Raw genomic sequence first — 23,876 nt, forward strand, 5'->3', positions numbered from 1 at the left:
AACCCCGCCCCGGCGCCCGCGCCCCCCGCGGCCCCCCAAAAAAACAAAAAAAAAAAACACCCGGGCCCGGCCGCCCGCCGGCCCCCCCCGGCATCGCCCCCAACGGAATCAAACCAATGCGTTTGACAGAACGGCCGGCATGGCTCCGGACCCTCGTCCGCTTTTCCATCCCCGGCGTCCTCCTCCTCGGCACGGTCCCGGCGGCCCACGCCTCGGACGTCACGCTGGGCATCATCGGCCCGCACGAATACGACCTGCCGGTCGATTTCAAACCGTTCAACGTGCTGGTGCAGTACGGCGACGGCAACGCGGCCGGCTCGTACTATAACGGCTCGGGCCAGCGCACGGCGGGGCAGGGCAGCCACACCTGGTCGGGCCTGACCAAATACGTCCATTTCCGCAGTTTCGACGCCCTTCCCGGTGTCGGCTTCGCCTTCGAAATCATCCAGGGCGAGAGCTTCACGCTGGCCAACGGCAAGAATTACGGCGGTCTCGGCCCCACCATCGTCGGCCCCGCCGCATGGTTCAAACCTAACGCGCACAGCACCTTCGGCTTCCAGACCTTCATGCAGACGCCGGTCGGCACGCGTGATGCCACCTCGCCCAATTACTGGTCGAACATCTCAAGCTTCATCTTCGATTACGAATGGAAGCATTTCAGCTTCGATGGCGACGCGGGCACTGTGGTCGGTTCGACCAAGCATATCAGGGGCCAGAACAGCTATTTCCCCGGCGTCGTGTTCTATTCCAACCTGCGCTGGAGCTGGAAGGCCACCAAACTGCTCGAACCGTTCTTCGCGCTCGACTGGCAGAACGTGACCGGCACCTACAACAACACCCGCCGCGCCTACGTAAAGGATTCCAGCAGCCGCGAAGTGGCGCTCGGTGTCGGCATGATGTTCAATATCGCGAAGAATTTTTCCTTCACAACACGCTATACGCATTCGGTCGAGGGTCGAAACACCCCCGAGAGCAACGCCTATTACATCAAGCTCGTCTATCTCTGGTAGCTCCCTGTCCCGGAACAGGGGCGGTCATCGCGCCCTCCTGCTCTCCGCGCCCTGTTCAGGAGCCCGTTCAGGGGACTGACTCGGTGAAGACTACAGAATGCATATAGGTTTTATGCGCAAAATAGGGCACGGAAGAGCCCGACAGGCTCAAGCGATGCCGTTCCTGCACGGAAGAGGCAGGTGCGGCAGGGCTGGGCGTATTGTGAGCGATGCAGGCGCGGCAAGCGATGGAATGGGCAATTCCCAATAAGAACAATACCAGCACGGCGCGAAACAGCGCCGGCGGCATCATGGTGGAACGGTCGTGGCACCGATGCGCCGCCTCCCACCACGTCGATCCGGCCCAGAACTGGGTGGCCGATATTTTCAGCGGAGCCGAATTCCGCCATCTCAGCGGGCGTTCCGCTCCGCTGATGCGGGCGGCCCAGCCCGAAATGCGGCGTCTGTTCGATCTGGCGCATCCCATGGGCCTGCTGGTCCTGCTGGCGGATACCGACGCCATGCTCCTGGCCCGCTGCGCGGACGAGGCCCAGTCGACGCATTGCCGCCGGATGGGCCTGCAACAGGGCGCGGTCTGGGACGAAGCGATTGCCGGCACCAACGGCGTCGGCACCTGCGTCCGCGACGGCACCCCCATCTTCCTGGGCCAGGGGGAACATTGGCGTTTCTGCTTTTCCCTGCTCGCCAGTTTCGCAACCCCGATCTTCGATGCGCAGGGCCAGATCATCGGCGCGCTCAACCTCGCCGCCTTCCATGGCGATTCCTCGCGCCATGCCGCCCCCCTGCTGATGGACACGCTCACGCAGGCCGGCCGGCGGATCGAAGATCAACTGTTCCGTAACCGCTATGAGGGGCGCAAGATCGTGCTCCTCGACACGGCCGACGGCGTGTCCGCGCCGCTGGTCGCGGTCGATGACGACGGCCAGGTCGTCGGTGCCACGCGCGCCGCCCGCACCCTGATGCAGTGGACCGACGAGATGCTCCGCGAGCAGCCCAACCTGCTCTCGACGCTGGAGGGCGACGCTTCCCCCAGTTTCCGCAAAGCCGAAGAGAGCGTCATCCGCTCCGCCCTGGCCACCACGCAAGGCAATGTAACCCGCGCGGCCCGCGGCCTGGGCATCAGCCGCGCCACTTTCTATCGGAAGATGCGCATGCTGGGCATCGAATAACCCGCGCGGAACCTCACCGAAAATACGGCCCGGCCGCAGGTTCCGTGCGCCCGCTCCGACGCGCGCCAACCAGCACCCGCCAGCACGGGCCGCGCGCCGGATGCCCCGCTCCTGTCCCCCGCCCCCATCGGCGCTTCCGCACCCTCTCCAGACCGCGCATCACCCGCCCGGACTGTGCCGCCTTGCACGAACGTTGCATGTTCGATAATGTGCGAATAATTCGCATTAACATGGTGGCGCGTGCTTCGGAAAATTCATCGCTGGATCGGGCTGGCCCTGATCCTGCCGTTCGCGTTGCAGGGCCTGACCGGGCTGCTGCTGGTGGTCCTGCCGCTGATGCTGGCGGGCCGTCCCGCCGCCCCGGTGGCCGGCCCGCCCATGGGGGCCGAGGCCATGATCGGCGCCGCGCGCGCCGTGGCTCCCACCGGCACGCAGCCCCTGCGCTTCGACCCCGCCCGCTGGCCGGGCGACAGCGCGGTCGTCGCCTTCGGGCCGCCCGGCGAACGCCACCCGGAATACGAGGTGATGGTCGATCCATCCCACGCCGCGGTCATCCGCACGCATATCCTCCCCCACGGGCTGCGCGTGCTGCATAACCTGCACGCCGACCTGCTGCTGCTGCCCTACGGCCAGTATGCCACCGGTGCCATGGGCATCCTGCTCAGCGTCATGGCCATCACCGGCCTGCTCCTGTGGTGGCCGCACCCGGCTTTGTGGGCTTCGGGCAAATGGCGCCGCACGGTCCTCGTCTCGTCCAGGGCAAGGGGCTATCGCCTGTGGCGCGAAACCCATATCAGCTTCGGCTTCTGGACGCTGGCGGTCATGCTGTTCCTCGCCCTCAGCGGCGCGGTCCTGGCCTTCCCGTTCTCCCGCCCGCTCTTCGGCGTCCAGGGCGGCGGCGTCCACCCGGCCCAAAGCCGCCCGCATCACCCCGACCGCACGCCCGCCATTCCCGGCGAACAGGGCCTGGACGCCGCCCTGGCCGCCGTGCACACCCAGATGCCCGATGTCGTCCTCATGTCAGCCCATTTGGGCGGCAACCCGGCCGAGCAATCCTTCAATATCGTCCTGCCGGCCTACGGCCCCAACCGCCCGGCCACCGTGCGGTACGATGCCGATGCCGGCACGGTGCGCTTCACCCGCGACCCGGCCCGGCAGCGCACGGGCGAATTGACCTTCATGTGGCTGCACACGCTGCACGAGGCCAAGCTGGCCGGCCCCGCCGTCATCGCCGGCCTCTGGCGCACGGCGGTCGGCATCGCCGGCGCGGCGCTGCTCTATTTCTCCATCTCCGGGGGCGTCATGTGGGTCCTGCGCCGACGCGGCGCCGCCACCCGCAAGGCCCGCGTGGCAGCCGTGCCCGACCCCAAGCGCACCGCCTGAACACCCCACCATCCGGCGGCGCGGGGAGGGGGACGTACACCGCCGCGCCCCCAGCCCGGCATATCCTCCGCTCCAATGCGCGAAAAGACAGAACGGGCGCGCCCCGCGCCCCGCTCCCGCCGTGTCATGTCTTCCGTAACCGGACAATCCGTAACCCATCGCGAAAATTCAGGGTCATAAGCGCAAGATTGACGGACCCGGCCAGAAGTTCCACGCTCTGCACGCCATAGAACACCCCGTCCAGGCGCAGTTCCGCTGCGCGGGCCGCAAGGAAAAAGGCACAGGGAACGAGCATGCAGATGCCATTGATCCCTATGATCCGCATGCGCTTCAGCTTCACGATTGCCAGACCGCGCGGCGTCCCGCCTGCCGCGCGGTAACCCGACAGACCGGTCAGGGCCAGACAGGGAATGAGAATCATCAGTCCCCACAGAATATGGCCTTTGGTGGCAGCGATGATGAGAGCGTCTCCGTATAATTCAGAGGCGACAGACGCCGTCATGAAACTGACGATGCAAAGGATAGCGATCCCGCCTGCCAGGGGATGGAGGCGGTGGAGCAGTTTTTGCATGATATCGCCCTTGCGAGAATGAACGGGAAGCATTTACATAGCTAGCCATGATAGAAGATAGCAAGCCATATAAATGGCAGGCCCGAGAGCACTCCCTTGGCTATATGGTCAACTGGGCGGCCAGACTCTTCGCACGAGAGATGGATGACGCTTTGCGTCCTTTCGGTCTCATGTCGGGGCAATTGCCGGTATTTTTCGCTCTGGCGGATGGACAGCCACGGTCCCAGAGCGCGCTGGTGCGCCTCGCGGCGGTGGAACAGTCCACCATGGCCAAGACCCTCTCGCGGATGGAGCGGGACGGGCTGATCGAGCGCACGCCCGATCCGAATGATCGACGGAGTGCATTGATCTCGTTATCGTCCGCAGCGTCGGAAAAACTGCCTGATATCGCTGCCGCCGTCGCGACCATCAATGCCAGAAGTCACGTATGCCTCTCCGGCGACGAAAGCCGATTGCTGCTGCAATTGTTACATCAGGTCGTCAACGGTCTGGCAACCTGATCCGGCCCCCCGCCATCCCGATCCATTAGGACCGGATTCTCCTGTAAAATGACGACGTGTGCAGGACACGCATCACGAAAATCGACGGCAAAAAAATGGGTTTCCAAAGGCACCGCCTTTGGCGGGTCCAGGGTGGAACCCTGGCCTTCCACCGCCTCCGCCCCACCCGACACACCCTCTCCTCGTCCACCCGCGCCACGTTGAACCACAGTCACTCGGCGGCAATCCCATCGGCGCTGAACAGCGTCCCCGGCGCGAGAACCACCCCACGCGCCCCAACAGACCGAAGCATGACCATCAGCATCCCACCGAAAAGACAGGCAATGCCGACCCCGACGCACGACCCGGCGGAAAACAGGGCGACGATCCACCCCAACCGCGCCGCCGGCACGACATCGGCCAGGAGGGAATAGACGTCCGCCACCAGCGCCGCGCCGCCGATCCCACCCCCCATCCGGCAGATGAACAGACGCGCAAACCCGTTGGAGAGTCCCCAGCCGATCGTGGCGAGGTTCCACAGGACCACACCGCCAACGACGATTGGCGGCCGCAAAACCGGCCGGCCACCATCGAGATCGCCAGCCCGAGCACCGAATACAGCAGCGCGAACGCGAAACCGTTCAGGATGGTCAACCGAACATCATTCAGATGCAGATCGGCCCTTCCCGGACCGATCATCAGCGAAAGGATCTGCCGATCGATCAACGACAGCACATAAGCGCAGCCGAACAGGATCGTCGTGGCCACCGGATGCACCGCGCGCGGCGGATATGGACATCTTTATCCCCGCTCCCGACCGGCCCTCTGCCCGATGCAGCACCCGCCGCAAAGAATCATGCGGACCCGCGTGAGGGAGTTCCGCTGCCGCGTCAAAACCAGGCTGGAACAGGCTTCCGTCCGGCATGTGTTTTGCACATCGCAGCCTCGTTGACGGCGACCGGCCGCGAAGGACCGCAAACGCCCATCGGCCTGCCGGCAGCATCATGTTTCAAACAGGTCTAACGGCTCCGTCCCCCGTTTCCTCTGCCAGGACCGTGGACCGGCCCAGGGGCGGCGAGGGGACGCCACCCCGGAATGCCGCCGATGAGGATTCGAAAGGCGCGCCTCCACCCCTGATCGTGATTGCCGACAGATTGACCGGTATGGGGCAACCCTGCACTCTGCATGGCATGACACATGATTCCGCCTTCACCCCCCTGCCGGCCGTCGGTTCATGACGGCCCCTTCGAACATCTGCATCGCGGGGATCGGCGCCATCGGCGGCACGCTGGCGGCCTGTCTGACACGCGGAGGCGCATCGGTCTCGCTGATCGCGCGCGGCGAAACCCTGTCGCGCCTGCGCACGCACGGCCTGACCGTGACCGAAGGCGATACCACCTTCACCTGCCACCCCGCCGCCGCCGAGCGCGCGCCCGGCCCGATGGACGTCCTGTTCCTCGCCGTCAAATCGCATCAATTGCCCGACCTGCTGCCGGCGGTCCTGCCGGCGGTCGGCCCCGACACACTGATCGTCCCCATCATCAACGGCATCCCCTGGTGGATGACGGCAGACGACGCCCCGCCGGCCTTCCGCACGCTCGCCCCCCTGCTGGACCCGACGGGCCAACTGGCGGCCCACCTGCCGGCACGACAGATCGCGGGCTGCGTCGCCTACGCCTTTTGCGCCATCGAAGCCCCCGGACAGATCCGCTCCCTGCGGCCGATGCGCCTGGTGCTGGGGCGTTCCGCACCCGACAAGCCCGACACGCCCGGCACGCCCGACGCACCCGGCCCGACCCGCGACCGACTGACCCATCTCGCCGGCCTGCTCAACGCCTGCGGGATCGACGCTCACGTCACCGACGCCATCCACGCCGAAATCTGGACCAAGCTCGCCACCAACGTGGCCACGAATCCCCTGTCGGTGATCACGGGCGCCACGCTCGAAGCCATGGCGACCGACCCGGCCACCCGCGCGATCATTCGCGCCTCACTGGACGAGGCGATCGCCACCGGCGCGGCCTGTGGCATTTCCACCCTCAAACCGGCCGAGACGATCTGCGCCATGATGGCGGCAGCAGGCCCCCACGAAACCTCGATGTTGCAGGATTTCCGCGCTGGCCGAACCCTGGAGACGGTAGCGATCGGCGACGCGCTGGTGGCGCTGGCGCGCGCACTGGCCGTGCCGACACCGATCATCGACACCCTGCTCGGCCTCGTGGCCTTTCAACGCCGTTCCGTAGCTGGAAAGGAACAGACATCATGACCAGCGGCGCGATGCAGGACGAATGGAGCCTCCAGGTCCGTCTGGCCGAATGCTATCACCTCGTCAGCCAGCTCGGCTGGACCGAGATGACTTCAACCACATCTCGCTGGGCCTGCCCGGCGAGCCGACGCGCTATCTCGTCAATCCGTTCGGCCTGCATTACGAGGAAGTGACGCCGGAAAACCTGCTGGTGGTCAACGCCAGCGGCGAACTGGTCACCCAGTCGGACGACAAGCCCAATCCCGCCGGCTTCGCCCTGCACGGCGCCATCCAAGCCGCGCGCGACGACATCCATTGCGTCATCCACACGCACACCAGCGCCGTCACCGCCGTCGCGATGAAGGAAGCCGGCTTCAGCCACGATAATTTCTACGGCGCCCAGTTATTCGGCCGCGTCGGCTATCACGCCTTCGAAGGCATCACGCTCTATGACGAAGAACGTCCGCGCATGCTGGAAAGCCTGGGCGACAAGCATGTGCTGGTCCTGCGCAATCACGGCCTCGCGGTCGGCGAGGCCGACGTCGCGCGCACCTTCTTCCTGCTCTGGATCTGCCAGCGCGCCGCCGAAATCCAGTGCCATACCGGCATGATTCCCGGCACCGACGTCAAACTGTCCGACGAGATCCGGCGTGGCTGCGCCCGCGACGCCGCCGTATGCAAGATGCGCCGCGAACGCGGGCCACTCTGGCCCGGCGACAACGCCGCCTGACGGAAGACCCGTCAGCCAACCCCCAACTATCAGCCCTCAGCCCCCAGCCGTCCGTCCCGATAACCGCGTTTCCCGGAATCCGGGCTGGCGCATGCGTTCACGGTTCGCGCGCCAGCCCGCATTGTCAGATGCGAACGGGCTCAGAAGTTGAAATCAACTGCCGCGCCATGAAAATAGACGCAATTGCCACCACTTCATGTGAACTCGCCACTTCCGTCCCCGCCACCTTGACCTCGACGGAGCAGGTCTGCTTGTCTTCATGGGTCGTGACGATGAAGCTGTCGCCTTTCTTGACGACGGTCGCATGAGGAAGTTCGGCCATCCCTTCCTGCGAGGACAGGTAATAGTCGCTCTGGCTGCCGTTCAGCACCAGTTCGGCCGCCAGGCCACCTCGCTTGGTGGTATAGTGCGTCGGCGCCGCATGGGCCGCAGAGATCACACATAGTGAAAAAAAACCAAAAACAGCCTTTTTCATCGCAGACGGTCCTGTCCGTTCAAGTGAAGGCGCCCGTATAGACCAAGTATCCGGCCCCGATCCAGAGAGCGAACCGCCTGGGCAGCCATCCGATATTGATGCGTCAAAAGTGACGAGTGAATCGGCATCGCCGCCCCAACGACGCCGTCCGACCGCGCACAATTTTTTCGACGCTTCCACCATGTGCGCAAATAGGGGGTGACGCGGTAGGGTATTTAACCCTGTTGCCGCAGGCTATGGTTTATCTCCCCATTTTTTTCAAGCCGAGGGGCAACTTTGGGGGGGAAAGCTGTCATTGGCGGCAGAGGGGCCGAATGTCAGCTTCGCGCCCCATTCCGGTCAACCGGCCGCCGATCGAGCAATCTCGGAAGCCGACATTCAGCACGGATCGGTATCGGCATGGCGGTATCCGTGTCGGAGGTTCTGAACTAAATATCGTCTTTCCAAAACCGGACATGACGACCTCTCCTTTGATCTATAGTTTTCGGGACAAACACCGTTGCGGCCTCGGAGACTTCATGGAGGACCAAGTGCAAGAGCGCATGAATAAAGTGCCAAGGAACAACTTACCGATCACCGGACTGGGACCACTCCTCGATATCCCGCGCGATGTTGTCCAGCACCAAGTGAAATTCTGCATTGAGTTCTTCGGCAGACATCGAAAAAAGGTTTACTTTGATGGCGTCAAAGCGCTCATTAAATTCATCAGTCGGGACATGGCGACAATCAAGATCGTTTTTGAGAACTTGAATGCCTTTCCGAATGATTTGCATTTTGATTGAGCAATCATCCGAAAATTCCTTCCATATATCATCCGATAGCCAGTCGTTATTTTGTAGAAACCGCTCGATCACATGGGGTGCTCTATATTCCAGCTCTTCAAGTAAAGTTATCCATTTCAACTGCTGTGGCCAAGTAATTCCCGAGAAATTCAAGCGGAACCCATAAGTGGGCTCCGTACTTCCTCGATCGATAGGTTCAGAAAACATAGTGATTTGCCGCCACTCGTCGAAATACGCTTGGGCGATTTCTTCGTTTTCTATGTATACCGCGTTTTCAAAAGAGACCGATGCGTTGTATGAGAAGTTGGCTGAACCGGTCCATACAGCCTGGGGAACAGGAAGGGTTCCGTCCAAGCTACAGAAAACCAGAAATTTGTTGTGCATTCTGGGTACGGCTTGTTGGCCGTCAGTGTACCCGACACATCTGAGAGGAGCTATGCCAATTTGAGCTGGGTCATTATCTAACCAGTTTAAGGCGTCAGGGTATATTCGATTGCATATGTCGGAGGTCAAACCGCGTAACAAAGGAGGCACTGAGACCGCGTGTGACGGTTTGTTGATGATCAGAGATAGTCCAGCTTTTTGAACTAACGCTTCCAGAATATCAGTGTCTGTTATCCAAGCCACGCAGCCCACGACTATACTGTATGTTGGGGTTTGGATAATTTCCAAGAGACGTTTCTTTATGTCACGGAAGCAACATTCCAAGTCAGGAGTTTTATGAGAATTATCTTGTTGCAAGACCTTATATTGAGCTCTCCATTCTTCGTCGCTTCCGAAAATCGGAAGGTCCGACAGGCTCATCAATCTCCTGTTTCCCCATGTTGGCTTCGCCATAAACTTACTCTCTGAAGAAACACCGTAGAATAAAATTCTACCCCGGTGTTCTAATTTTGGCAATCTCGAGAAACTGGTGGCAGCATCTCATCCCCTTATTCTGGAGGCCAGAAATGGTCTCCATCCTCTGTCGAGAGGACATAGGAGCTTAGGATGTACACTGACACTACTCGGCACGAGAAATGTCTGTTTTACCGCCCAGCCACCTGAAACCGGCCAGTCCGCTTCCGGCCCAAGCCGGACATGGGCCTCATTTTGCCGAATGTCGCAGTTAAAGCGAAAGCAGCCACGTCCGGAAAGGACAAGACAATCCTCATTCCGCCTTCGACGGATCATCCCCAGGGTTGACGTAAGTCATGCCGAAAGGCCCAACACCGGAAATCTCCATGATAACCGACGCATCGGCCGTTCGCAGGGCGTGCGGGGTCTCCCTGGGCAGATGGACGAATCCCCCCGCCGCGAGTTCGTTCGTCTGCGCGCCGGTAAAGCTCTTGCCGATGTAATGGGTGAAATGGCCGGACAGAACGGTTAAGGTCTCGTCCATGTTATGGGTATGCGGCGCGATCTGCGCATGGGGCGGCATCTTCACGCGGATCACAAACGGGCCAGGCTGGGCCACATTCCCGTAAACATACGCAATTTCGATCCCCTTTGGAAAATCCGCCGGCGCAGCCTGCCATCTGATATCCTGCGGCGTCAGAACGATCGGCCTCTCCTCAGCGCGGGCGCCCGGCCCGACAGTCGCGAATCCCACAGTCACCAACAAGGCAAGAAACGGAATCCTGAACATCGTGCTGTCCCTCCAAAGCGTGGCCGCAAAACCCTTCCAGCCCACCCCTCCCTTGCTAAAACGTCGCCGGATCCGGTCCGATGCGACCATCCGCCCGATCCAGACCTGCAATCCGCTGCATGTCCTCCGCATCCAGGGCAAAATCGAAGACTGAAATATTCTCCACGATCCGCTTCGGCGTGACCGATTTGGGAATAACGATCAGCCCGCTGTCGAGATGCCAGCGAATGACCACCTGCGCCGGCGTCTTGTCGTATTTCCGGCCGATCTCCGCAATCACAGGGTCTTCCAGCACCTGCCCCTGCCCAAGCGGGCTCCAGGATTCGGTCCTGATGCCGTGTTTTTCATGAAAGGCACGCAGCGCACGCTGCTGGAAACGCGGATGCAGTTCGATCTGGTTGACGGCCGGCACCACACCCGTCGCCGCGATGACGCGGTCCAGATCCTCCGCGCGGAAATTCGAAACACCGATCGACCGCACCCGCCCGTCTTTCTGGAGCGCCACCATCGCCTTCCACGTCTCGACAAACCTGCCCTCGGCGGCCCGCGGCCAGTGGATCAGATACAGGTCCAGCACCTCGCGGCGCAGCTTGCGCAGGCTGGTCTCGAATGCGCGCATTGTCGCGTCATACCCCTGGTCATCGTTCCAGAGCTTGGTCGTGACATAAATGCCAGGGCGATCCGCCAACCCATCGCCCACCCCCTCTTCGTTTTTGTAGATCGCGGCCGTATCCACGGCCAGATATCCCGCATCGGCCGCATAGCGCACGATGTCGGCCGTCTTGTCCGCCGGCGTCCGCCACACGCCCAGACCCAGTTGCGGCATCGTCGTGCCGTCATTGAGCGGGATACGCGGCTGCGTGCCTTTTCCAGGCTGGGAGTCGGGATTGCTCATTATCCGTTTCTTTCAATCATGCACGTTACGGTCACTGACGCCGTAACGCCGCACAGGTTGCCTCAGAACCATGGCCGATGGCAGCGCGGCAGGGAAGGGAAGGCGCATCTTCTTCTTAAAATACCAAGCGCCTCCATTTGCTTTCGAAATCCCCGTCCTCCGGCTTGCCTCAAGGGAACGTGTAGAGAAAAAGCAGCTCCCCCCTTGCCCGGCGGATAACCGTGCCGACCTACATTCCCGTGGTCCAACCAACAGGAGGCCATCATGGCAAATCCAACGGACAGATTCACCACCGACAGAATCGACGAGACCCACGACCTCATCGCCTCCGACAAAGTCGAGGGCACGGCGGTCTATTCCCCGGCCCAGGAAAAGCTGGGAACGATCAAACACTTCATGGTCGATAAACAGACCGGCCATGTCGCCTACGCCGTCATGAGTTTCGGCGGCTTTCTTGGAATGGGCAACAGCTACCATCCGCTCCCATGGAAGGCCCTGACATACGACACGAATCTTCGGGGATACGTCGTCGATCTGACGCCGGACCAGTTGAAGAGCGCACCCAGCTATACATCGGAATCCATGCCGAACTGGAGCGACGACCTGTATACGCATCAGGTCGATGACTACTACGAAGGCAGGATCGGGCGTTAAAACGCCCTCAATCGTCACCGATCAGCATCTCGGCGTGGCAGGGGGACCAAACCCTCCGCCACGTCGTTATAATGTTTACCGACGATGCCTCAGCAGTTCGAGCGCGCCGATCATCGCCGGTTCCGCTCCTGAGGTTGCCAACAATACGGTCCATGCCGGCATGGATCGCCGATCAGGAACAGGCCGGCCTGCCGCTTCCACGCGAAATACTGCCCGGCGTGACGGTCGATCACCGCCCAGTTCACCCCGCATCGGTCATTGCGTCCTCGTCAAACCGTGCGCCAGGCCCGTCCGCAAGCATCTTTCCCGCCCCAGATTGGCGTCTCATTCTCACAAATCCTGCGAATCCGGTCGAATGAACACTCATTGGGCGGAAACGCGTTGGCAACCGACGCGCTTGCGACAAGGGCAGGGCAGGCGTCAGGCTTCCGTGTCAGCTTCGGACAATCGCGCCTCCAGCGCGTCGATCCCGCTTTCCGCAAACACCAGCACGCCATAGGCGCGCAACAGCGCCGCCGTCACGCCCATGCCCTCATGCTTTCTGCCACGAAACGTCCCGTCATAAATGAAGACGCTGCCGCAGGACGGGCTGCCGTCGGTCAGGATCGCAAACCGGCACCCCTGCTCCCGCGCCAGGGCCAGCGCGGCCTCGGCCCCGGCAATATAGGGTGCCGACACATCCCCGCCATTGGTGTCGATCACGCAGGCCGTCCTTTCCAGCACCCCTTCGCCGGATTACCCACGCGCAATTTCGGCCGGCGGACGCGGAACGCCGAAACTGCCGGAAAGCTCGGGGCAGACAACCACCAGCCGACCCTTCGCCTGCCACCGGTCCAGCGCCGGATGCAGGGCAGGTTTGGCCGCCCCGTCATGGCGCACAGGGTGGCCCACCAGGCAGCCTCGCGTTGCGTTCCAAAAAAGAGGCAGAAAGACGTCCGATCTCGCATCACTTCATGCCAGGAATCCCGGAAATCGACGGATTAAAAAATGGGTTTCCAAAGGCACCGCCTTTGGCGGGTCCAGGGTGGAACCCTGGCCTTCCCACCGCCTCCGCCAACACCCGATACACCTTCTCGTCGTCGATCCGCGCCACGTTGAACCGCAGGCAATCGGCGGCAATCCCATCGGCGCTGAACAGATTCCCCGGCGCCAGGATCACCCCCTGCGCCAGCGCCCGCCGTGCCACATCGGTCGCCGCCAGCCCGTCGGGCAGCCGGCACCATAAAAACGGGCCGGAATCCGGCTCCACGGTCGGCGTCAGTCCCAGCCGTTTCAGCCGCGCCGTCACCCGCGCCCGGCACTGGTCCAGCCGCGCGCGCATCTGTCCCACATGCCGCCGATAGCCGCTATCGGTCAGCACGGCATGGCAGATTCCGGCCGCCAGCCGCCCGGAGGCAATGGAACTGGCCACGCGCAGATCGACCAGCCCCTCCACCCAGTCCGGCCGCACGGCGATGTAGCCGCAGCGGAAGGCGGCCGAAACCGTCTTGGAAAAACTGCCGATCCGCACCACCCGCTCCAGCCCGTCGAAGGTCGCCAGGCGCGCGGCGGGCGTCGCTTCGAAATCGGCGAAGATGTCGTCTTCCACTATGATGATGTCGTGTGCTTCCGCCAGCCGCAGCACCCGGTGCGCCACCACGGGCGAGAGAACGGCACCGGTCGGATTATGAATGGCGGAATTGGTAATATACAGGCGCGGCCGGCACGCCGCCGCCACACGGTCGAAGGCGGCAACATCCGGCCCGTCGGCCAGATAAGGCACACCGACCACCCGCACCTGATGCGCCCGCAGCAGCGCCAGAAAATTGAAATAGCACGGGTCGTCCACCATCACGGTATCGCCCGGCCGCAGCAGGAAGCGGCAGATCAGGTCCAGCGCGTGCGACCCGGAATCCGTCGTCAGGATCTGCGCGGGCGAGACGCCGATATCCTGCTCCGCCATCCGGCGCGCCACATAGGCGCGGATCGGCGCATGCCCCAGCGGGCTGTCGTAATCGAACAGCATCTCGACTGAACCCTCCCGCGCCACGGCACGCAACGCCCGCCGCACCAGATCCTCCGGCATCCAGGCAGTCGGCAGCCAGCCGCAGCCGGGCGACAGCGCCGCCGGGTCCTGCTCCAGCGACGCCCGCAACATGCCGATCGGATCGACCATCCGCGCCCCTTCCGATGTCGGCACATCCAGCGACAGCGGGGCCAGCGGCGCCGCCACATAAAAGCCGGCACCGGGGCGCGAGCGGACCACCCCTTCGGCATGCAGCCTGTCATACGCTTCGACCACGGTGGATTTCGACACCCCCGCCGCCTCCGCCATGGCGCGGATCGAAGGCAGCCGCGCCCCCGGCGTCAGCAACCGCCGCTCGATCCGGTGCCGCACCAGCCCCATCACCTGCGCCACCCGTGTGCCGTCCGCCTGCTGCCCGTCCATCCGTACCGGTCTCCTGAACAATACAGTTTAGTGTAATTGTACCTGACCGTATCTGGAAATCCACGGCCACGTCCCGCATCACGAACCGGCAGGCAAAGGACGGACCAATGCAGGACAGAACGACGGAAGGCTGGATCGCGGGCCTGATCGGCATGACGATCTTCAGCGGCTCGATGCCGGCCACCAAGCTGGCGATCGCGGGGTTCGACCCGCTGTTTCTCACCGCTGCCCGTGCCGCACTGGCCGGCCTCCTCGGGGCGCTGTGCCTGTGGCGATGCCGGGCCAGCGTCCCCGCACCGCGCGACCTGCTCGCCCTGGCCGTCGCCGCGCTCTGCGTGGTGCTCGGCTTCCCGCTGCTCAGCGCCCTGGCCTTGCAGGGCATGCCCTCCACCCGTTCCATCCTCTTTCTCGGCCTGCTGCCGCTGGCCACCGCGACCTTCGGCGTGCTGCGCGGGGGCGAGCGCCCATCCCCTGCCTTCTGGGCCTGGTCGGCGGCCGGCGCGGCCCTGGTCTGCGGCTTCGCCGCCCACCGGGGCGCGGCAGGGTCCCTGGGCGCGGATCTCACCATGATCCTGTCCGTCATCATCTGCGGGCTGGGCTACGCCGAGGGCGGCCGCCTGTCGCGCACTCTGGGCGGCCTGCGCGTCATCTGCTGGGCACTGGTGGTGGCCCTGCCGGTCTCGATCATCGGCGGCCTCATCACGGCCCCCGCCCATTGGGGCGGCATCGCACCCTCCGCATGGCTCGGGCTGGCCTATGTCACCGTGTTCTCGATGTTTCTCGGCTTCGTCTTCTGGTATCGCGGGTTGGCGCTGGGCGGCATCGCGGCGGTCGGGCAGTTGCAGCTTCTCCAGCCCTTCCTCGGGTTCTTCCTCGCCTCCCTGGTGCTGCGCGAGCCTGTCAGCAGCCAACTGGTGCTCATCGCGCTCGGCGTCGTGTTCTGCGTGATCGGCGCGCGGCATTTCTCGCCGGCCGTGCGGGTGCCGGCCCGCCAGCCATAGCGGGGCTTTGCCCCCCCCCCGCCCCGCCAAAGCCAGAGGCTTTGGCCACCCTTCATTTTAACGGGTGGCCGCGAAGCCGCGATGATAGATCGCGGTGCTCACAAGCCCGATCCCGCCGGCCAGCACAAAGGCAGGACCGAACGACCCGAACCGCGTGGCCAGAAGACCAGTCAGGATGGGGGCCATCGCGCCCCCCAGCGAGGCCCCGGTATTCTGGATCGCTTCCAGCGTCGCCACCCGGTCCTCGGTGGTGATCAGCGTGCCCAGCGTCCAGCCGCAGCTCACCGCCACCCCGTTGGCGAACAGCGCCAGCGCCAGCAGGGTCAGGGCGGGCATGCGCGCCGGTTGCAGCGCCAGCAGGGCGGTCAGCACCGCACAGGCCAGCATGGACAGCACGACGGTTCGCCGGCAGGCCGCCAGCGGCGCCACCCCGCGCCGGCTGACCATATCCACCAGCTTCCCCCCACCCAGGCAGCCCGCGAAGCTGAAGATCTGCGGAAAGGCGGACAGCAGGCCGGCCTGGATCACCGACAGGCTCTCCGTCTTCTCCAGCCACGCAGGCAGCCAGGTGATGTAGAGCGAACTCAGATACACCACCCCGGTAAACCCCGCCGTCGCCGCCCACGTATCGCGCCGCCCCAGCAGATAGCCCAGATCGTCGCGCAGGGCAGACCGCACAGGCGCCTTGTCATGATGCACCCGCACCGGCTCGGCGGCGGACTCGCCGGGCAGCGGATCGCGATAATAGACGATCCACCCGATGGCGAGCAGCAGGTTGACCACCCCCACCACCACCGACATGTCGCGCCAGCCCCACCATGCCATCACCGCCAGCAGCAGCGGCGGCGCCAGCGCCGGACCCAGCGAGGCAGAGCCGTTGAACAGCCCGATCGCTCCGCCCCGTTCCTCGGGCGCATACCAATGCACCAGCACCCGTGTGCCGGCCAGAAACAGCGGCGCCTCGCCCAGGCCCAGAAGCGCGCGGGTCCAGAAAATGCTCGCCGCGCTATCGACAAGTCCAAAAGCGATTTCCGCGCACGAACAGAGTACCAGCGCGGTGCCCAGAAACACCCGCCCGTCCAGGCGGTCCGCCAGCAAGCCCATCGGCACCTGGCTGATCATGTAGGTCCAGGCCAGCGCGGACAGCAACCAGCCCATCGTGGCGTAGGACAGATGCATGTCCGCCATGATCGCGGTATTGCCGATGGAAAGGGTCGCCCGATCGACATAATTGATGCAACCGGCACCAACGAGCAGAAGAAGCGTGATGCGCTGGCGCGTGCGACGGTCGGAAGGCTGCATGGGAACCATAAAATCCTTGGTAAACCCTAACGGTTTCGTATCGTCAGCGCCGCCTGCCGCAACCAGCGGGAGACTTCGTGAGGCTGGATGCCCGACTGGCGGATCAGGCTGTCGAAATGGCGCTGCATCTGCTGGATGGTCGCCTGGTCGTTGAAGACGATATACTGGCTGCCGGCATAGATGGCCGCCCGCTGCGTACCGAAGATCGTATAGGGCACCGTATGCTGCCTGCGCCCGTCGAACAGAAAGATGCGCAGCGACGGATACAGCGCCTCCACCTGCTCCACCATATGCTCGATCTGGGCGCGGCGGATCGAAACCGGCAGCCCGTCCCACGGAAAAACACCGTCGATCAGGCTCGTGACCGTCTGGGTCGGCAGGCAGATTTCCATATCCGTGCCCGGCCCCCGGTTATAATCCAGCTTGCTGACGATCGTCTCGATCGCCTCGGGGTCGTCATGGCCCGGCCCCAGTTCCCACGCCACGATTTCGGACATACGCAGGATATCCGGCAGGCGATAGGGCACATAGCGGATCTTCATGCCCTCGGCCTCGGCATGCCACCGGGTCAGGAGGGGGATATTGTAATAATCCGGATTATCGGCCACCTCCGTCGTGCGCCCGCCGGTCGCGCCGGCACTGTCCGTCATGCCCAGCAGCCAGTCCACGGAGACGTTGTAGCGTCGGGCGATCCGCACCAGCGTATCGGCACGGGGCAGCCGCACGGCATCCTCGGCCAACAACTGGCTCAACGCCGACCGATCGACCTCGATCTCCTCGGCAAAGGCAGAGCGGCTTCTCGAAGACGCCTGGATCAGCGACAACACGCGCTGCTGAAAAACCTGCGATATCAGGCGTTTGCTCATGATGGTTTATTCACATTATAAATCGTGATATGTGTGACAAAAGTGAACATATTTTACAACATACTCATTGAAAAGGTTGTTTTGACGGTTACGAATGAGTTTTATGAGGGACATTGATTATAAAACGATAAGGTGCGGTGGTTTTGCCGCGCAGGCCATGGCGGAATGGCCCACATGGGCTGCCATCCTGCTCTGCTACACGGGCTGGCTCCTGCTCGGCGGCCTGCTCTACCCCGCGCATCCCGTTCTGGCACTGGCAGGCATGGCCGTGACGGTGGCCTTCCATTCCTCGCTCCAGCACGAGGCCATCCACGGCCACCCCACACCGTCCGCCCTGTGCAACGAACTGCTGGTCGGCCTGCCGCTCGGCCTGGCCTATCCCTATCGCCGCTACCGCACGACGCACCTGCTGCACCATCGCGACGAAACGCTGACCGATCCGCACGGCGACCCCGAGAGCTATTACTGGGACCGCGAAAGCTGGTCGCAACTGGGCCGCGCCCGGCGCCTGCTGCTCACCGCCAACAATACGGTGCTGGGCCGCCTGCTGCTGGGGCCGCTGGTGGGCAGCCTGCGCTTCTTCCTGCACGATCTGCGCCATATCGGGGCAGGGGACCGCACGATCCGCCTGGCGTGGGCCATCCACGCCCTCTCGGTTCTCGCGGTCGCCGCCATGGTCACGCGCGGCTTTCACATGCCGTTCTGGCTGTATGCGCTGGGCCCCGCCTATGCTGGCAACGCGCTGATCGGCCTGCGCTCCTATTGCGAGCACCAGTGGCACGAAACGCCCGACGGCCGGACGATCATCGTGGAACGATCGCTGCTGTCATTGCTGTTTCTCTACAACAACCTGCATGTCGTCCATCATGCCCGCCCCGGCGAACCCTGGTTCCGCATGCCCGGCCTCTACGCGCAGGACCGCGCAGGATGGCAGGCCCGCAACCGGGGCTACGTCTATCGCGGCTATCGCACCATCATCCGGCGGCATTTCCTGCGCCCCAAGGAACCCCTGCTGCACCCGGTCTCCCCGGCCGGACCCCGGCCATGAATTTCGTTGCCGCCCTGCCGATGTATGATCTTCCGGAGGAACGCGCGGCCGTCGACGCCGCCTGGCATCAACTGCGCGACGCATTGCGGCAGCGCGGTATCCCCGCCCCGCAAGACCTCGCCCGACGCAACGCGGATCTGCCGGCGGTGCCCGGCGGAATCAGGGATGCCTCGGGCACCCTCATCGCGCCCGACCCGGCAACGCTGCCGCCCGAGGCGTTCGACCTGCACGTTCTCTGGCGTCACCCGGCCCTGCTGCTCGGCGAAACCTGCTGGGGCCCGCTCGACCGGGGCCTGAAACCCTTCGTGCATGTCGTCGCCCAGAACAGCTACGACGGCCTGACGGGCGGCGACGGCCCCCTCTATCGCAGCGCGATCGTCGAACGCCGTCACGCAGGCGACGCGGCCGACATATCCCCCGCTCACGCCGCAGCCCCCATCCTGCCCCCATTGGCCGGGCGTCGCTTCGCCTTCAACGCGCCGGACTCCCGCTCCGGCTACCTGTCCCTGGTGCGCGACCTGGCGGCACGCGGCGCGTCCATGGCGCTCTTCTCCCGCACGATCCAGACCGGCAGCCACCTGTCTTCCCTGCACCGGGTGGCACAAGGCGTGGCCGACCTGGCCGCGATCGACTGCCGAAGCTGGACCTTGGCGCAGCGCCATCATCCGTCTCTCGCGGCCGGACTGCGCGTAACCGGCTGGACCAGCCCCTCCACCGGCCTGCCATTCATCTGCTCGGCATCCCTGCCGGAGGATGTCAGGCGCACCGTCGTGCAGGCAGCGCGATGTTGGCAGCCCGCCTCCCGCTGACCGTTTCCGCATGATCGGTGCTGTGCTGTTTGCGCGACACTTCCGGGGCCAATGATCCCGTCAGGGATTCAGGCCGGATCGCCGCCATGGCGTCGCGCGTTCCATCGGCCACGCAGAGATCCACGCTATTTTTCGCCTTTCAAAGAGTCTCACAATGACCCGACAGAACCTTGCACGTTCCACGATCCTGAGCGGCGTGATCATGATCCCAGCCTTCCTGCCGGGCCACGCGGCGAACGCTGCCGACAGACCCGCGCATGCCGCGCCCGGCCACCCGGCCGCACACGCGCGCACACCCGCCGCCAAGGCGTCCCCTCCGCCGGCGGAACATGAAGAGATCGCGGTCTTCGGCCACGGTTCCACCCGGCAGATGACCAGCATCACGCGCACCATGATGCAGCAGAGCGTGCCCGGCACGTCCCCGCTCAAGGTCCTCAGCCAGCTTCCCGGCGTGGTGTACCAGTCGGCGGACCCGTTCGGCGCCTATGAATATTCCAGCCAGATCTTCATGCGCGGCTTCAGCCAGTCGCAACTCGGTTTCACGCTGGACGACATTCCGCTGGGCGACCAGCAGTTCAACAATTACAATGGCCTCAGCGTGACCCGTTCGATCATTTCCGACAATGTCGGCGGCGTCGATGTCTCGCAGGGCGCAGGCGCGATCGACGTCGCATCCACCAGCAATCTCGGCGGCGCCATCCAGATCCATTCCATCGACCCGTCCCACAGGCGCGGCGGCACGGTCAGCCAGACATTCGGCAGCAATGCCGCCATGCGCACCTATATCCGGCTGGAAAGCGGCGACCTCAACAAGACCGGCACCCGTTTCTACGTCTCCTACGCGCGCACCAACATGAATCTGTGGAAAGGCGGCGGTTACAATTATTCGGATCAGGTCAACGCCAAGCTCGTCCAGCCGCTGGCCCGCAATTCGTCGCTCAAGCTGTTCTTCGACTGGAGTTCGACGCAGCAATTCGACTATCAGGACATGACGACGAACTATCTGCACACGGTCGGCCCCGGACTGGCCAATTACTATCCGGACTACACAGCCGCCTACAGGGCCGCGCAAGGCACCTATCCCGCGTCCTTCCTGGCCACCAACGACCCGTTCGACGCCGCCTATTACGCCGGCACGGCCAACCGCGTCGATTACCTGGGCGGCCTGACGCTGGACGAGAACCTGACCGACCGGCTGAACTGGAAAACCACCCTCTACGGCCACGCCGATACCGGCTACAGCACCTGGACCACGCCCTACATGCCCTCGCCGAACGGCGCGCCGCTGTCACAGCGTATCCAGACCCCGCAGGTCGCCCGGGGCGGCTTCCAGACAGCCCTCAGCTACACGATCGCCCGCAACACCATCAATGCCGGCGTCTGGTACGAATACGGAACTTTCAACGAAGGCCGCTATTTTACCGAAGCCCCCCTGCTGGGCGAAGGCACGCTGGGCAACCCCACAAACGGCTTCCCCGGCGACAAGGTCTTCGCCCATCCCTGGCAGGAAGCGTTCTCGTCCAACACCTTCGTCTTCCATCTTCAGGATACCTACCGCGTCACGGACACGCTGACGGTCAATGCCGGCTTCAAATCCATGATCGTCAACGCGGGCAACAACGTCTCCACGCAGGACCCGTCGATCAATGGCGGCCAGGTCGCGCAGGGGCGGCTGGAAGCCTCGAACGCCTTCCTGCCGCAACTCTCGGCCAACTGGCGTTTCCTGCCGCATAACGAACTGTTCTTCGATGTCTCGCACAACATGCGCGGCTTCCCCCAGGACGGCTACGGCACCAATGTCTCGGCCACGCCATGGACCGCCTCCCAGACCGCGTTCCAGAGCACGAAGAACACGCTGCGTCCCGAAACCGACTGGGTGTACGAGGGCGGATACCGCTTCACCACGCCGCTGATCAGCGCCCTGGCCTCGCTCTACCGCATCAATTTCTCCAACCGCCTGCAACTCATTACCAGCCAGGCGGGCATCAACCCCATCACGGCGGTGCAGAATGTCGGCGGCGTCACCACCAACGGCGCGGAAGCCAGCGTGACCATCCGCCCGCTGGACGGGCTGTCGATCTACAATTCCTTTTCCTACGCCCACTCGACCTACGACCAGAACGTCACGACCGGCGGCATCGTGCAGCCGATCCGGGGCAAGCTGGTGCCGAACTATCCGCAATTCATGTACAAGGGGAATATCAGCTACCGCATCGGCCGTTTCGCGGTGCATGTCGATGGCAGCTACCTGTCCAGCCGCCAGTTGACCTACACGAACGACCTGCACGTCCCCGGTTATTTCCTGGCCAATTTCGGCGCCCGTTATGATTTCGGTGCCGTCGGTTTCCTCAAGGGCGTCACGGCCAGTTTCAATATCTACAATCTGGCCAACAAGACCTACGTTGCCACCACCAACGAACTGGGCAACAATTTCGTAGACACCGGCTACAATTATTTCCTGATGGGCGCCCCGCGCCAGTTCTTCGGCACCATCAGCGCAAATTTCTGACAAAGAAAGACCCTGATCCGTTCAGAAAACGTGCCGAATCCGGCAACAGATTCCCGAACGAATCAGGGTTTCCCGGTTCCCCTGCTCGAAAAGGCGCGGGCTCAGAACGGCGGTGCCGGCACATTCGCCCCCACAAAGGGCCCGACCACGATCAACTGGTTGGTCACCGATGTCACCCCCGGCGTGTTCTCCGCCGCCACCTGCGCCGCCGGTATCAGCCGCTCGTCGGTCACCGCACCGCTGAGGATAACCGCCCCGCGATAGGTTTCGACCTTGACCAGATCCCGCACCGAGGCCCCCAGTCCGCGTTCCAGCGACGCCTCGACCGCTTCGCGGATCACGGTGTCATCGGTGGCATCGGGCGGTTCGGCGGCCAGGGGCAGCAGGGCGCGCAGCACGTCGGCCCGCGCGAGGATGCCGATCACCCTGCCATTCTCGATTACGGGCAGGCGCCGCACATGATGGACGGTCATCATGTCGATGGCGTCGGACAGCCGGGCATCCGGCTCGATGGTCGCCGGCTGCTCGGTCATGACGTTGGCGACCTTGCGGCCGTGGGTATGCACATAGTCCTCAGCCCGCCGACCGGGTGACAGGAACAGGTCCTTCAGCCAGGAATGGGCACCGGCGGTTCCCAGTTCATGCCGACGCAACAGGTCGCCTTCGGTGACGATGCCGACCAGTTCGCCCTGCGCGGTGGTAACGGGCAATCCGCTGATTCTGCGCTCCAGCATCAACTGGATCGCGTCGGCGATGCCCTGCGTCGGTTCGACGCAGAACACCGGTGATGTCATGATGTCCCGGACTCTCATGGCGTGCAGCCTTTGCTAGAGACACACCGATGGTGGGCACGCCCGGCAACCTCTGCAATCGCGTTCCGGATTTTGTGAAGAGGCGCCCGTCCCGATCAGCCGAACCGTTCGCCCACCAGTTCCTCGCTCTCCGCCCACAGCGCCTCCGCCCGCGCCGGATCGACGGCATAAGCCCGCACGCCACCATCCATCAGCCCGCTCGTCGAGTCGTCGGGCACCACGGCGCTCACGTGGCAATCCTCGCAATAATGGCCGCCGACAGCATCGGCATCCGCCACCACGCCGGCCCAGACCGAGGTCGCGGCCCCCTGCGGAATGGTCTTGAACTGGAAGGGCGGCTTGCCCTCGGCGGTGGCGCGTTCGTTGATCTGCGCCATCATGGCCTCGATTTCCCCGGCACCCATATGGCGCACCAGTTCCGTCATGATCCCGCCGGGATGCACGGCCGTCGCCCGCACGCCCCGCGCCCGATGCCGCGCATCGAACGCCACCGCGAACAGGATGTTGGCGGTCTTGGACCGCCCATAGGCCACGAACGGCTCATATGGCGTCCGCTCGAAATTCGGATCGTCCAGGTCGACATCGGCAAAGCGATGGCCCGCCGAAGCCAGATTGACCAGCCGCCCACCGGATTTCATCAGCCCGGCAATCCGGTTGACCAGCACGAAATGCCCCAGATGATTGGTGCCGAACTGCGTCTCGAACCCGTCTTTGGTGTGGCCGAACGGCGTTGCCATCACGCCCGCATTGGCAATCACCAGATCGAAGGGCAGGGCCTGCGCCTTCAGCGCATCGGCACAGGCGCGCACGCTGGCCAGGTCCGCCAGGTCCAGCGCGACCAGTTCCAGCGCCCCGCCGCCACGCGCCGCATCCGCACGCGCCTGTTCGGTCGCCCGATGCGCCTTGTCCAGGTCGCGCGCGGTCCCCACCACATGCGCGCCATGGGCCGCCAGCGCGCGCGCCGTCTCGACCCCGAGCCCGGCCGAAACACCGGTCACCAGCACGCGCCGGCCGGCAAGGGAAACACCGGAAAGAACATCCTCGGTCGTGGATGTCGCGCCAAAATCCTGTGCCATCATTG

General features: G+C 63.8%; 22 protein-coding genes and 1 pseudogene. 11 read left to right on the forward strand and 12 right to left on the reverse strand.

Going from position 1 to position 23,876, the window contains the following annotated elements:
* Positions 1–116 precede the first annotated feature (116 nt).
* The 3 genes from ABF821_RS00225 (at position 117) to ABF821_RS00235 (ending at position 3,562) form a co-directional block, all read left to right on the forward strand.
* Complete coding sequence (locus ABF821_RS00225; protein ID WP_415528617.1) at positions 117–1,010, forward strand: transporter; 894 nt, start codon at positions 117–119, stop codon at positions 1,008–1,010.
* Positions 1,011–1,237: 227 nt separating this feature from the next.
* Positions 1,238–2,179, forward strand: coding sequence for a helix-turn-helix domain-containing protein (locus ABF821_RS00230; protein ID WP_415528618.1), 942 nt, complete (start codon positions 1,238–1,240; stop codon positions 2,177–2,179).
* Between the two features lie 240 nt (positions 2,180–2,419).
* Complete coding sequence (locus ABF821_RS00235; protein WP_415528619.1) at positions 2,420–3,562, forward strand: PepSY-associated TM helix domain-containing protein; 1,143 nt, start codon at positions 2,420–2,422, stop codon at positions 3,560–3,562.
* Positions 3,563–3,686: 124 nt separating this feature from the next.
* Here ABF821_RS00235 and ABF821_RS00240 read toward each other — a convergent pair whose 3' ends face one another.
* Complete coding sequence (locus ABF821_RS00240; protein WP_415528620.1) at positions 3,687–3,983, reverse strand: hypothetical protein; 297 nt, start codon at positions 3,981–3,983, stop codon at positions 3,687–3,689.
* A gap of 254 nt (positions 3,984–4,237) precedes the next feature.
* Between ABF821_RS00240 and ABF821_RS00245 the strand changes: the two genes are divergently transcribed.
* Entirely contained in the window at positions 4,238–4,633 is a 396-nt protein-coding gene (locus ABF821_RS00245) for a MarR family winged helix-turn-helix transcriptional regulator (protein WP_415528621.1), read from the forward strand.
* A gap of 211 nt (positions 4,634–4,844) precedes the next feature.
* Here ABF821_RS00245 and ABF821_RS00250 read toward each other — a convergent pair whose 3' ends face one another.
* A complete protein-coding gene (locus ABF821_RS00250; RefSeq protein ID WP_415528622.1) occupies positions 4,845–5,186 on the reverse strand; it encodes a hypothetical protein in 342 nt (113 codons plus the stop codon).
* Positions 5,187–5,846: 660 nt separating this feature from the next.
* On the opposite strand from ABF821_RS00250, the gene ABF821_RS00255 reads away from it, so the two are divergent.
* Together ABF821_RS00255 and ABF821_RS00260 are read left to right on the forward strand one after the other, a co-directional pair.
* Entirely contained in the window at positions 5,847–6,878 is a 1,032-nt protein-coding gene (locus ABF821_RS00255) for a ketopantoate reductase family protein (protein WP_415528623.1), read from the forward strand.
* Positions 6,879–6,927: 49 nt separating this feature from the next.
* On the forward strand, positions 6,928–7,587 hold the full coding sequence (locus tag ABF821_RS00260; RefSeq protein ID WP_415528624.1) for a class II aldolase/adducin family protein: 660 nt from the start codon (positions 6,928–6,930) through the stop codon (positions 7,585–7,587).
* A 124-nt stretch (positions 7,588–7,711) separates the two neighbouring features.
* Here ABF821_RS00260 and ABF821_RS00265 read toward each other — a convergent pair whose 3' ends face one another.
* The 4 genes from ABF821_RS00265 to ABF821_RS00280 form a co-directional block, all read right to left on the reverse strand.
* A complete protein-coding gene (locus tag ABF821_RS00265; RefSeq protein WP_415528625.1) occupies positions 7,712–8,062 on the reverse strand; it encodes a hypothetical protein in 351 nt (116 codons plus the stop codon).
* 566 nt (positions 8,063–8,628) lie between these two features.
* A complete protein-coding gene (locus tag ABF821_RS00270; RefSeq protein WP_415528626.1) occupies positions 8,629–9,648 on the reverse strand; it encodes a hypothetical protein in 1,020 nt (339 codons plus the stop codon).
* Between the two features lie 346 nt (positions 9,649–9,994).
* Positions 9,995–10,471, reverse strand: a complete 477-nt coding sequence (locus ABF821_RS00275) for a cupin domain-containing protein (protein WP_415528627.1) — start codon at positions 10,469–10,471, stop codon at positions 9,995–9,997.
* Positions 10,472–10,526: 55 nt separating this feature from the next.
* The gene (locus ABF821_RS00280; RefSeq protein ID WP_415528628.1) at positions 10,527–11,366 is read right to left on the reverse strand and encodes an aldo/keto reductase; all 840 of its coding nucleotides are present in this window, start codon (positions 11,364–11,366) and stop codon (positions 10,527–10,529) included.
* 264 nt (positions 11,367–11,630) lie between these two features.
* On the opposite strand from ABF821_RS00280, the gene ABF821_RS00285 reads away from it, so the two are divergent.
* Positions 11,631–12,020 carry a PRC-barrel domain-containing protein gene (locus ABF821_RS00285; protein ID WP_182975441.1) on the forward strand — a complete coding sequence of 130 codons (390 nt, stop codon included), beginning with the start codon at positions 11,631–11,633 and terminating at the stop codon, positions 12,018–12,020.
* Positions 12,021–12,440: 420 nt separating this feature from the next.
* Here the strand turns inward: ABF821_RS00285 and ABF821_RS00290 are convergent.
* Positions 12,441–12,911, reverse strand: a pseudogene (locus tag ABF821_RS00290) (DUF523 domain-containing protein).
* 55 nt (positions 12,912–12,966) lie between these two features.
* Entirely contained in the window at positions 12,967–14,448 is a 1,482-nt protein-coding gene (locus ABF821_RS00295; RefSeq protein WP_415528629.1) for a PLP-dependent aminotransferase family protein, read from the reverse strand.
* A gap of 107 nt (positions 14,449–14,555) precedes the next feature.
* Here ABF821_RS00295 and ABF821_RS00300 point away from each other — a divergent pair, with 107 nt between their 5' ends.
* Entirely contained in the window at positions 14,556–15,449 is an 894-nt protein-coding gene (locus ABF821_RS00300) for a DMT family transporter (RefSeq protein WP_415528630.1), read from the forward strand.
* 57 nt (positions 15,450–15,506) lie between these two features.
* Here ABF821_RS00300 and ABF821_RS00305 read toward each other — a convergent pair whose 3' ends face one another.
* Positions 15,507–16,751, reverse strand: a complete 1,245-nt coding sequence (locus ABF821_RS00305; protein ID WP_415528631.1) for an MFS transporter — start codon at positions 16,749–16,751, stop codon at positions 15,507–15,509.
* A gap of 26 nt (positions 16,752–16,777) precedes the next feature.
* Entirely contained in the window at positions 16,778–17,617 is an 840-nt protein-coding gene (locus ABF821_RS00310; protein ID WP_415528632.1) for a helix-turn-helix domain-containing protein, read from the reverse strand.
* A gap of 103 nt (positions 17,618–17,720) precedes the next feature.
* Between ABF821_RS00310 and ABF821_RS00315 the strand changes: the two genes are divergently transcribed.
* From ABF821_RS00315 to ABF821_RS00325, 3 genes are all read left to right on the forward strand, one after another.
* Positions 17,721–18,665 carry a fatty acid desaturase gene (locus tag ABF821_RS00315; RefSeq protein WP_415528633.1) on the forward strand — a complete coding sequence of 315 codons (945 nt, stop codon included), beginning with the start codon at positions 17,721–17,723 and terminating at the stop codon, positions 18,663–18,665.
* On the forward strand, positions 18,662–19,474 hold the full coding sequence (locus ABF821_RS00320) for a phosphate/phosphite/phosphonate ABC transporter substrate-binding protein (protein ID WP_415528634.1): 813 nt from the start codon (positions 18,662–18,664) through the stop codon (positions 19,472–19,474). The genes ABF821_RS00315 and ABF821_RS00320 overlap by 4 nt, the downstream gene beginning before the upstream one ends.
* Positions 19,475–19,628: 154 nt before the next feature.
* Complete coding sequence (locus ABF821_RS00325) at positions 19,629–21,983, forward strand: TonB-dependent receptor (protein WP_415528635.1); 2,355 nt, start codon at positions 19,629–19,631, stop codon at positions 21,981–21,983.
* Between the two features lie 101 nt (positions 21,984–22,084).
* Here ABF821_RS00325 and ABF821_RS00330 read toward each other — a convergent pair whose 3' ends face one another.
* On the reverse strand, positions 22,085–22,777 hold the full coding sequence (locus ABF821_RS00330; protein ID WP_246402722.1) for a CBS domain-containing protein: 693 nt from the start codon (positions 22,775–22,777) through the stop codon (positions 22,085–22,087).
* A 113-nt stretch (positions 22,778–22,890) separates the two neighbouring features.
* Entirely contained in the window at positions 22,891–23,871 is a 981-nt protein-coding gene (locus ABF821_RS00335; protein WP_182975449.1) for an SDR family NAD(P)-dependent oxidoreductase, read from the reverse strand.
* Between the last annotated feature and the right edge of the window lie 5 nt (positions 23,872–23,876).

It is taken from the genome of Gluconacetobacter sp. (genome assembly GCF_047721585.1).
GTDB classification, from domain to species: Bacteria; Pseudomonadota; Alphaproteobacteria; order Acetobacterales; family Acetobacteraceae; genus Gluconacetobacter; species Gluconacetobacter dulcium.

What these genes read in the sequence shown, in the direction of transcription:
- ABF821_RS00225 (WP_415528617.1), top strand. Translation starts at nt 117, where the DNA reads ATGCGTTTGACAGAACGGCCGGCATGGCTCCGGACCCTCGTCCGCTTT.
- ABF821_RS00230 (WP_415528618.1), top strand. Translation starts at nt 1,238, where the DNA reads ATGGAATGGGCAATTCCCAATAAGAACAATACCAGCACGGCGCGAAAC.
- ABF821_RS00240 (WP_415528620.1), bottom strand. Translation starts at nt 3,983, where the DNA reads ATGATTCTCATTCCCTGTCTGGCCCTGACCGGTCTGTCGGGTTACCGC.
- ABF821_RS00245 (WP_415528621.1), top strand. Translation starts at nt 4,238, where the DNA reads ATGGTCAACTGGGCGGCCAGACTCTTCGCACGAGAGATGGATGACGCT.
- ABF821_RS00255 (WP_415528623.1), top strand. Translation starts at nt 5,847, where the DNA reads ATGACGGCCCCTTCGAACATCTGCATCGCGGGGATCGGCGCCATCGGC.
- ABF821_RS00260 (WP_415528624.1), top strand. Translation starts at nt 6,928, where the DNA reads ATGCTATCACCTCGTCAGCCAGCTCGGCTGGACCGAGATGACTTCAAC.
- ABF821_RS00265 (WP_415528625.1), bottom strand. Translation starts at nt 8,062, where the DNA reads ATGAAAAAGGCTGTTTTTGGTTTTTTTTCACTATGTGTGATCTCTGCG.
- ABF821_RS00270 (WP_415528626.1), bottom strand. Translation starts at nt 9,648, where the DNA reads ATGAGCCTGTCGGACCTTCCGATTTTCGGAAGCGACGAAGAATGGAGA.
- ABF821_RS00275 (WP_415528627.1), bottom strand. Translation starts at nt 10,471, where the DNA reads ATGTTCAGGATTCCGTTTCTTGCCTTGTTGGTGACTGTGGGATTCGCG.
- ABF821_RS00280 (WP_415528628.1), bottom strand. Translation starts at nt 11,366, where the DNA reads ATGAGCAATCCCGACTCCCAGCCTGGAAAAGGCACGCAGCCGCGTATC.
- ABF821_RS00285 (WP_182975441.1), top strand. Translation starts at nt 11,631, where the DNA reads ATGGCAAATCCAACGGACAGATTCACCACCGACAGAATCGACGAGACC.
- ABF821_RS00295 (WP_415528629.1), bottom strand. Translation starts at nt 14,448, where the DNA reads ATGGACGGGCAGCAGGCGGACGGCACACGGGTGGCGCAGGTGATGGGG.
- ABF821_RS00300 (WP_415528630.1), top strand. Translation starts at nt 14,556, where the DNA reads ATGCAGGACAGAACGACGGAAGGCTGGATCGCGGGCCTGATCGGCATG.
- ABF821_RS00305 (WP_415528631.1), bottom strand. Translation starts at nt 16,751, where the DNA reads ATGCAGCCTTCCGACCGTCGCACGCGCCAGCGCATCACGCTTCTTCTG.
- ABF821_RS00310 (WP_415528632.1), bottom strand. Translation starts at nt 17,617, where the DNA reads ATGAGCAAACGCCTGATATCGCAGGTTTTTCAGCAGCGCGTGTTGTCG.
- ABF821_RS00315 (WP_415528633.1), top strand. Translation starts at nt 17,721, where the DNA reads ATGAGGGACATTGATTATAAAACGATAAGGTGCGGTGGTTTTGCCGCG.
- ABF821_RS00320 (WP_415528634.1), top strand. Translation starts at nt 18,662, where the DNA reads ATGAATTTCGTTGCCGCCCTGCCGATGTATGATCTTCCGGAGGAACGC.
- ABF821_RS00325 (WP_415528635.1), top strand. Translation starts at nt 19,629, where the DNA reads ATGACCCGACAGAACCTTGCACGTTCCACGATCCTGAGCGGCGTGATC.
- ABF821_RS00330 (WP_246402722.1), bottom strand. Translation starts at nt 22,777, where the DNA reads ATGACATCACCGGTGTTCTGCGTCGAACCGACGCAGGGCATCGCCGAC.
- ABF821_RS00335 (WP_182975449.1), bottom strand. Translation starts at nt 23,871, where the DNA reads ATGGCACAGGATTTTGGCGCGACATCCACGACCGAGGATGTTCTTTCC.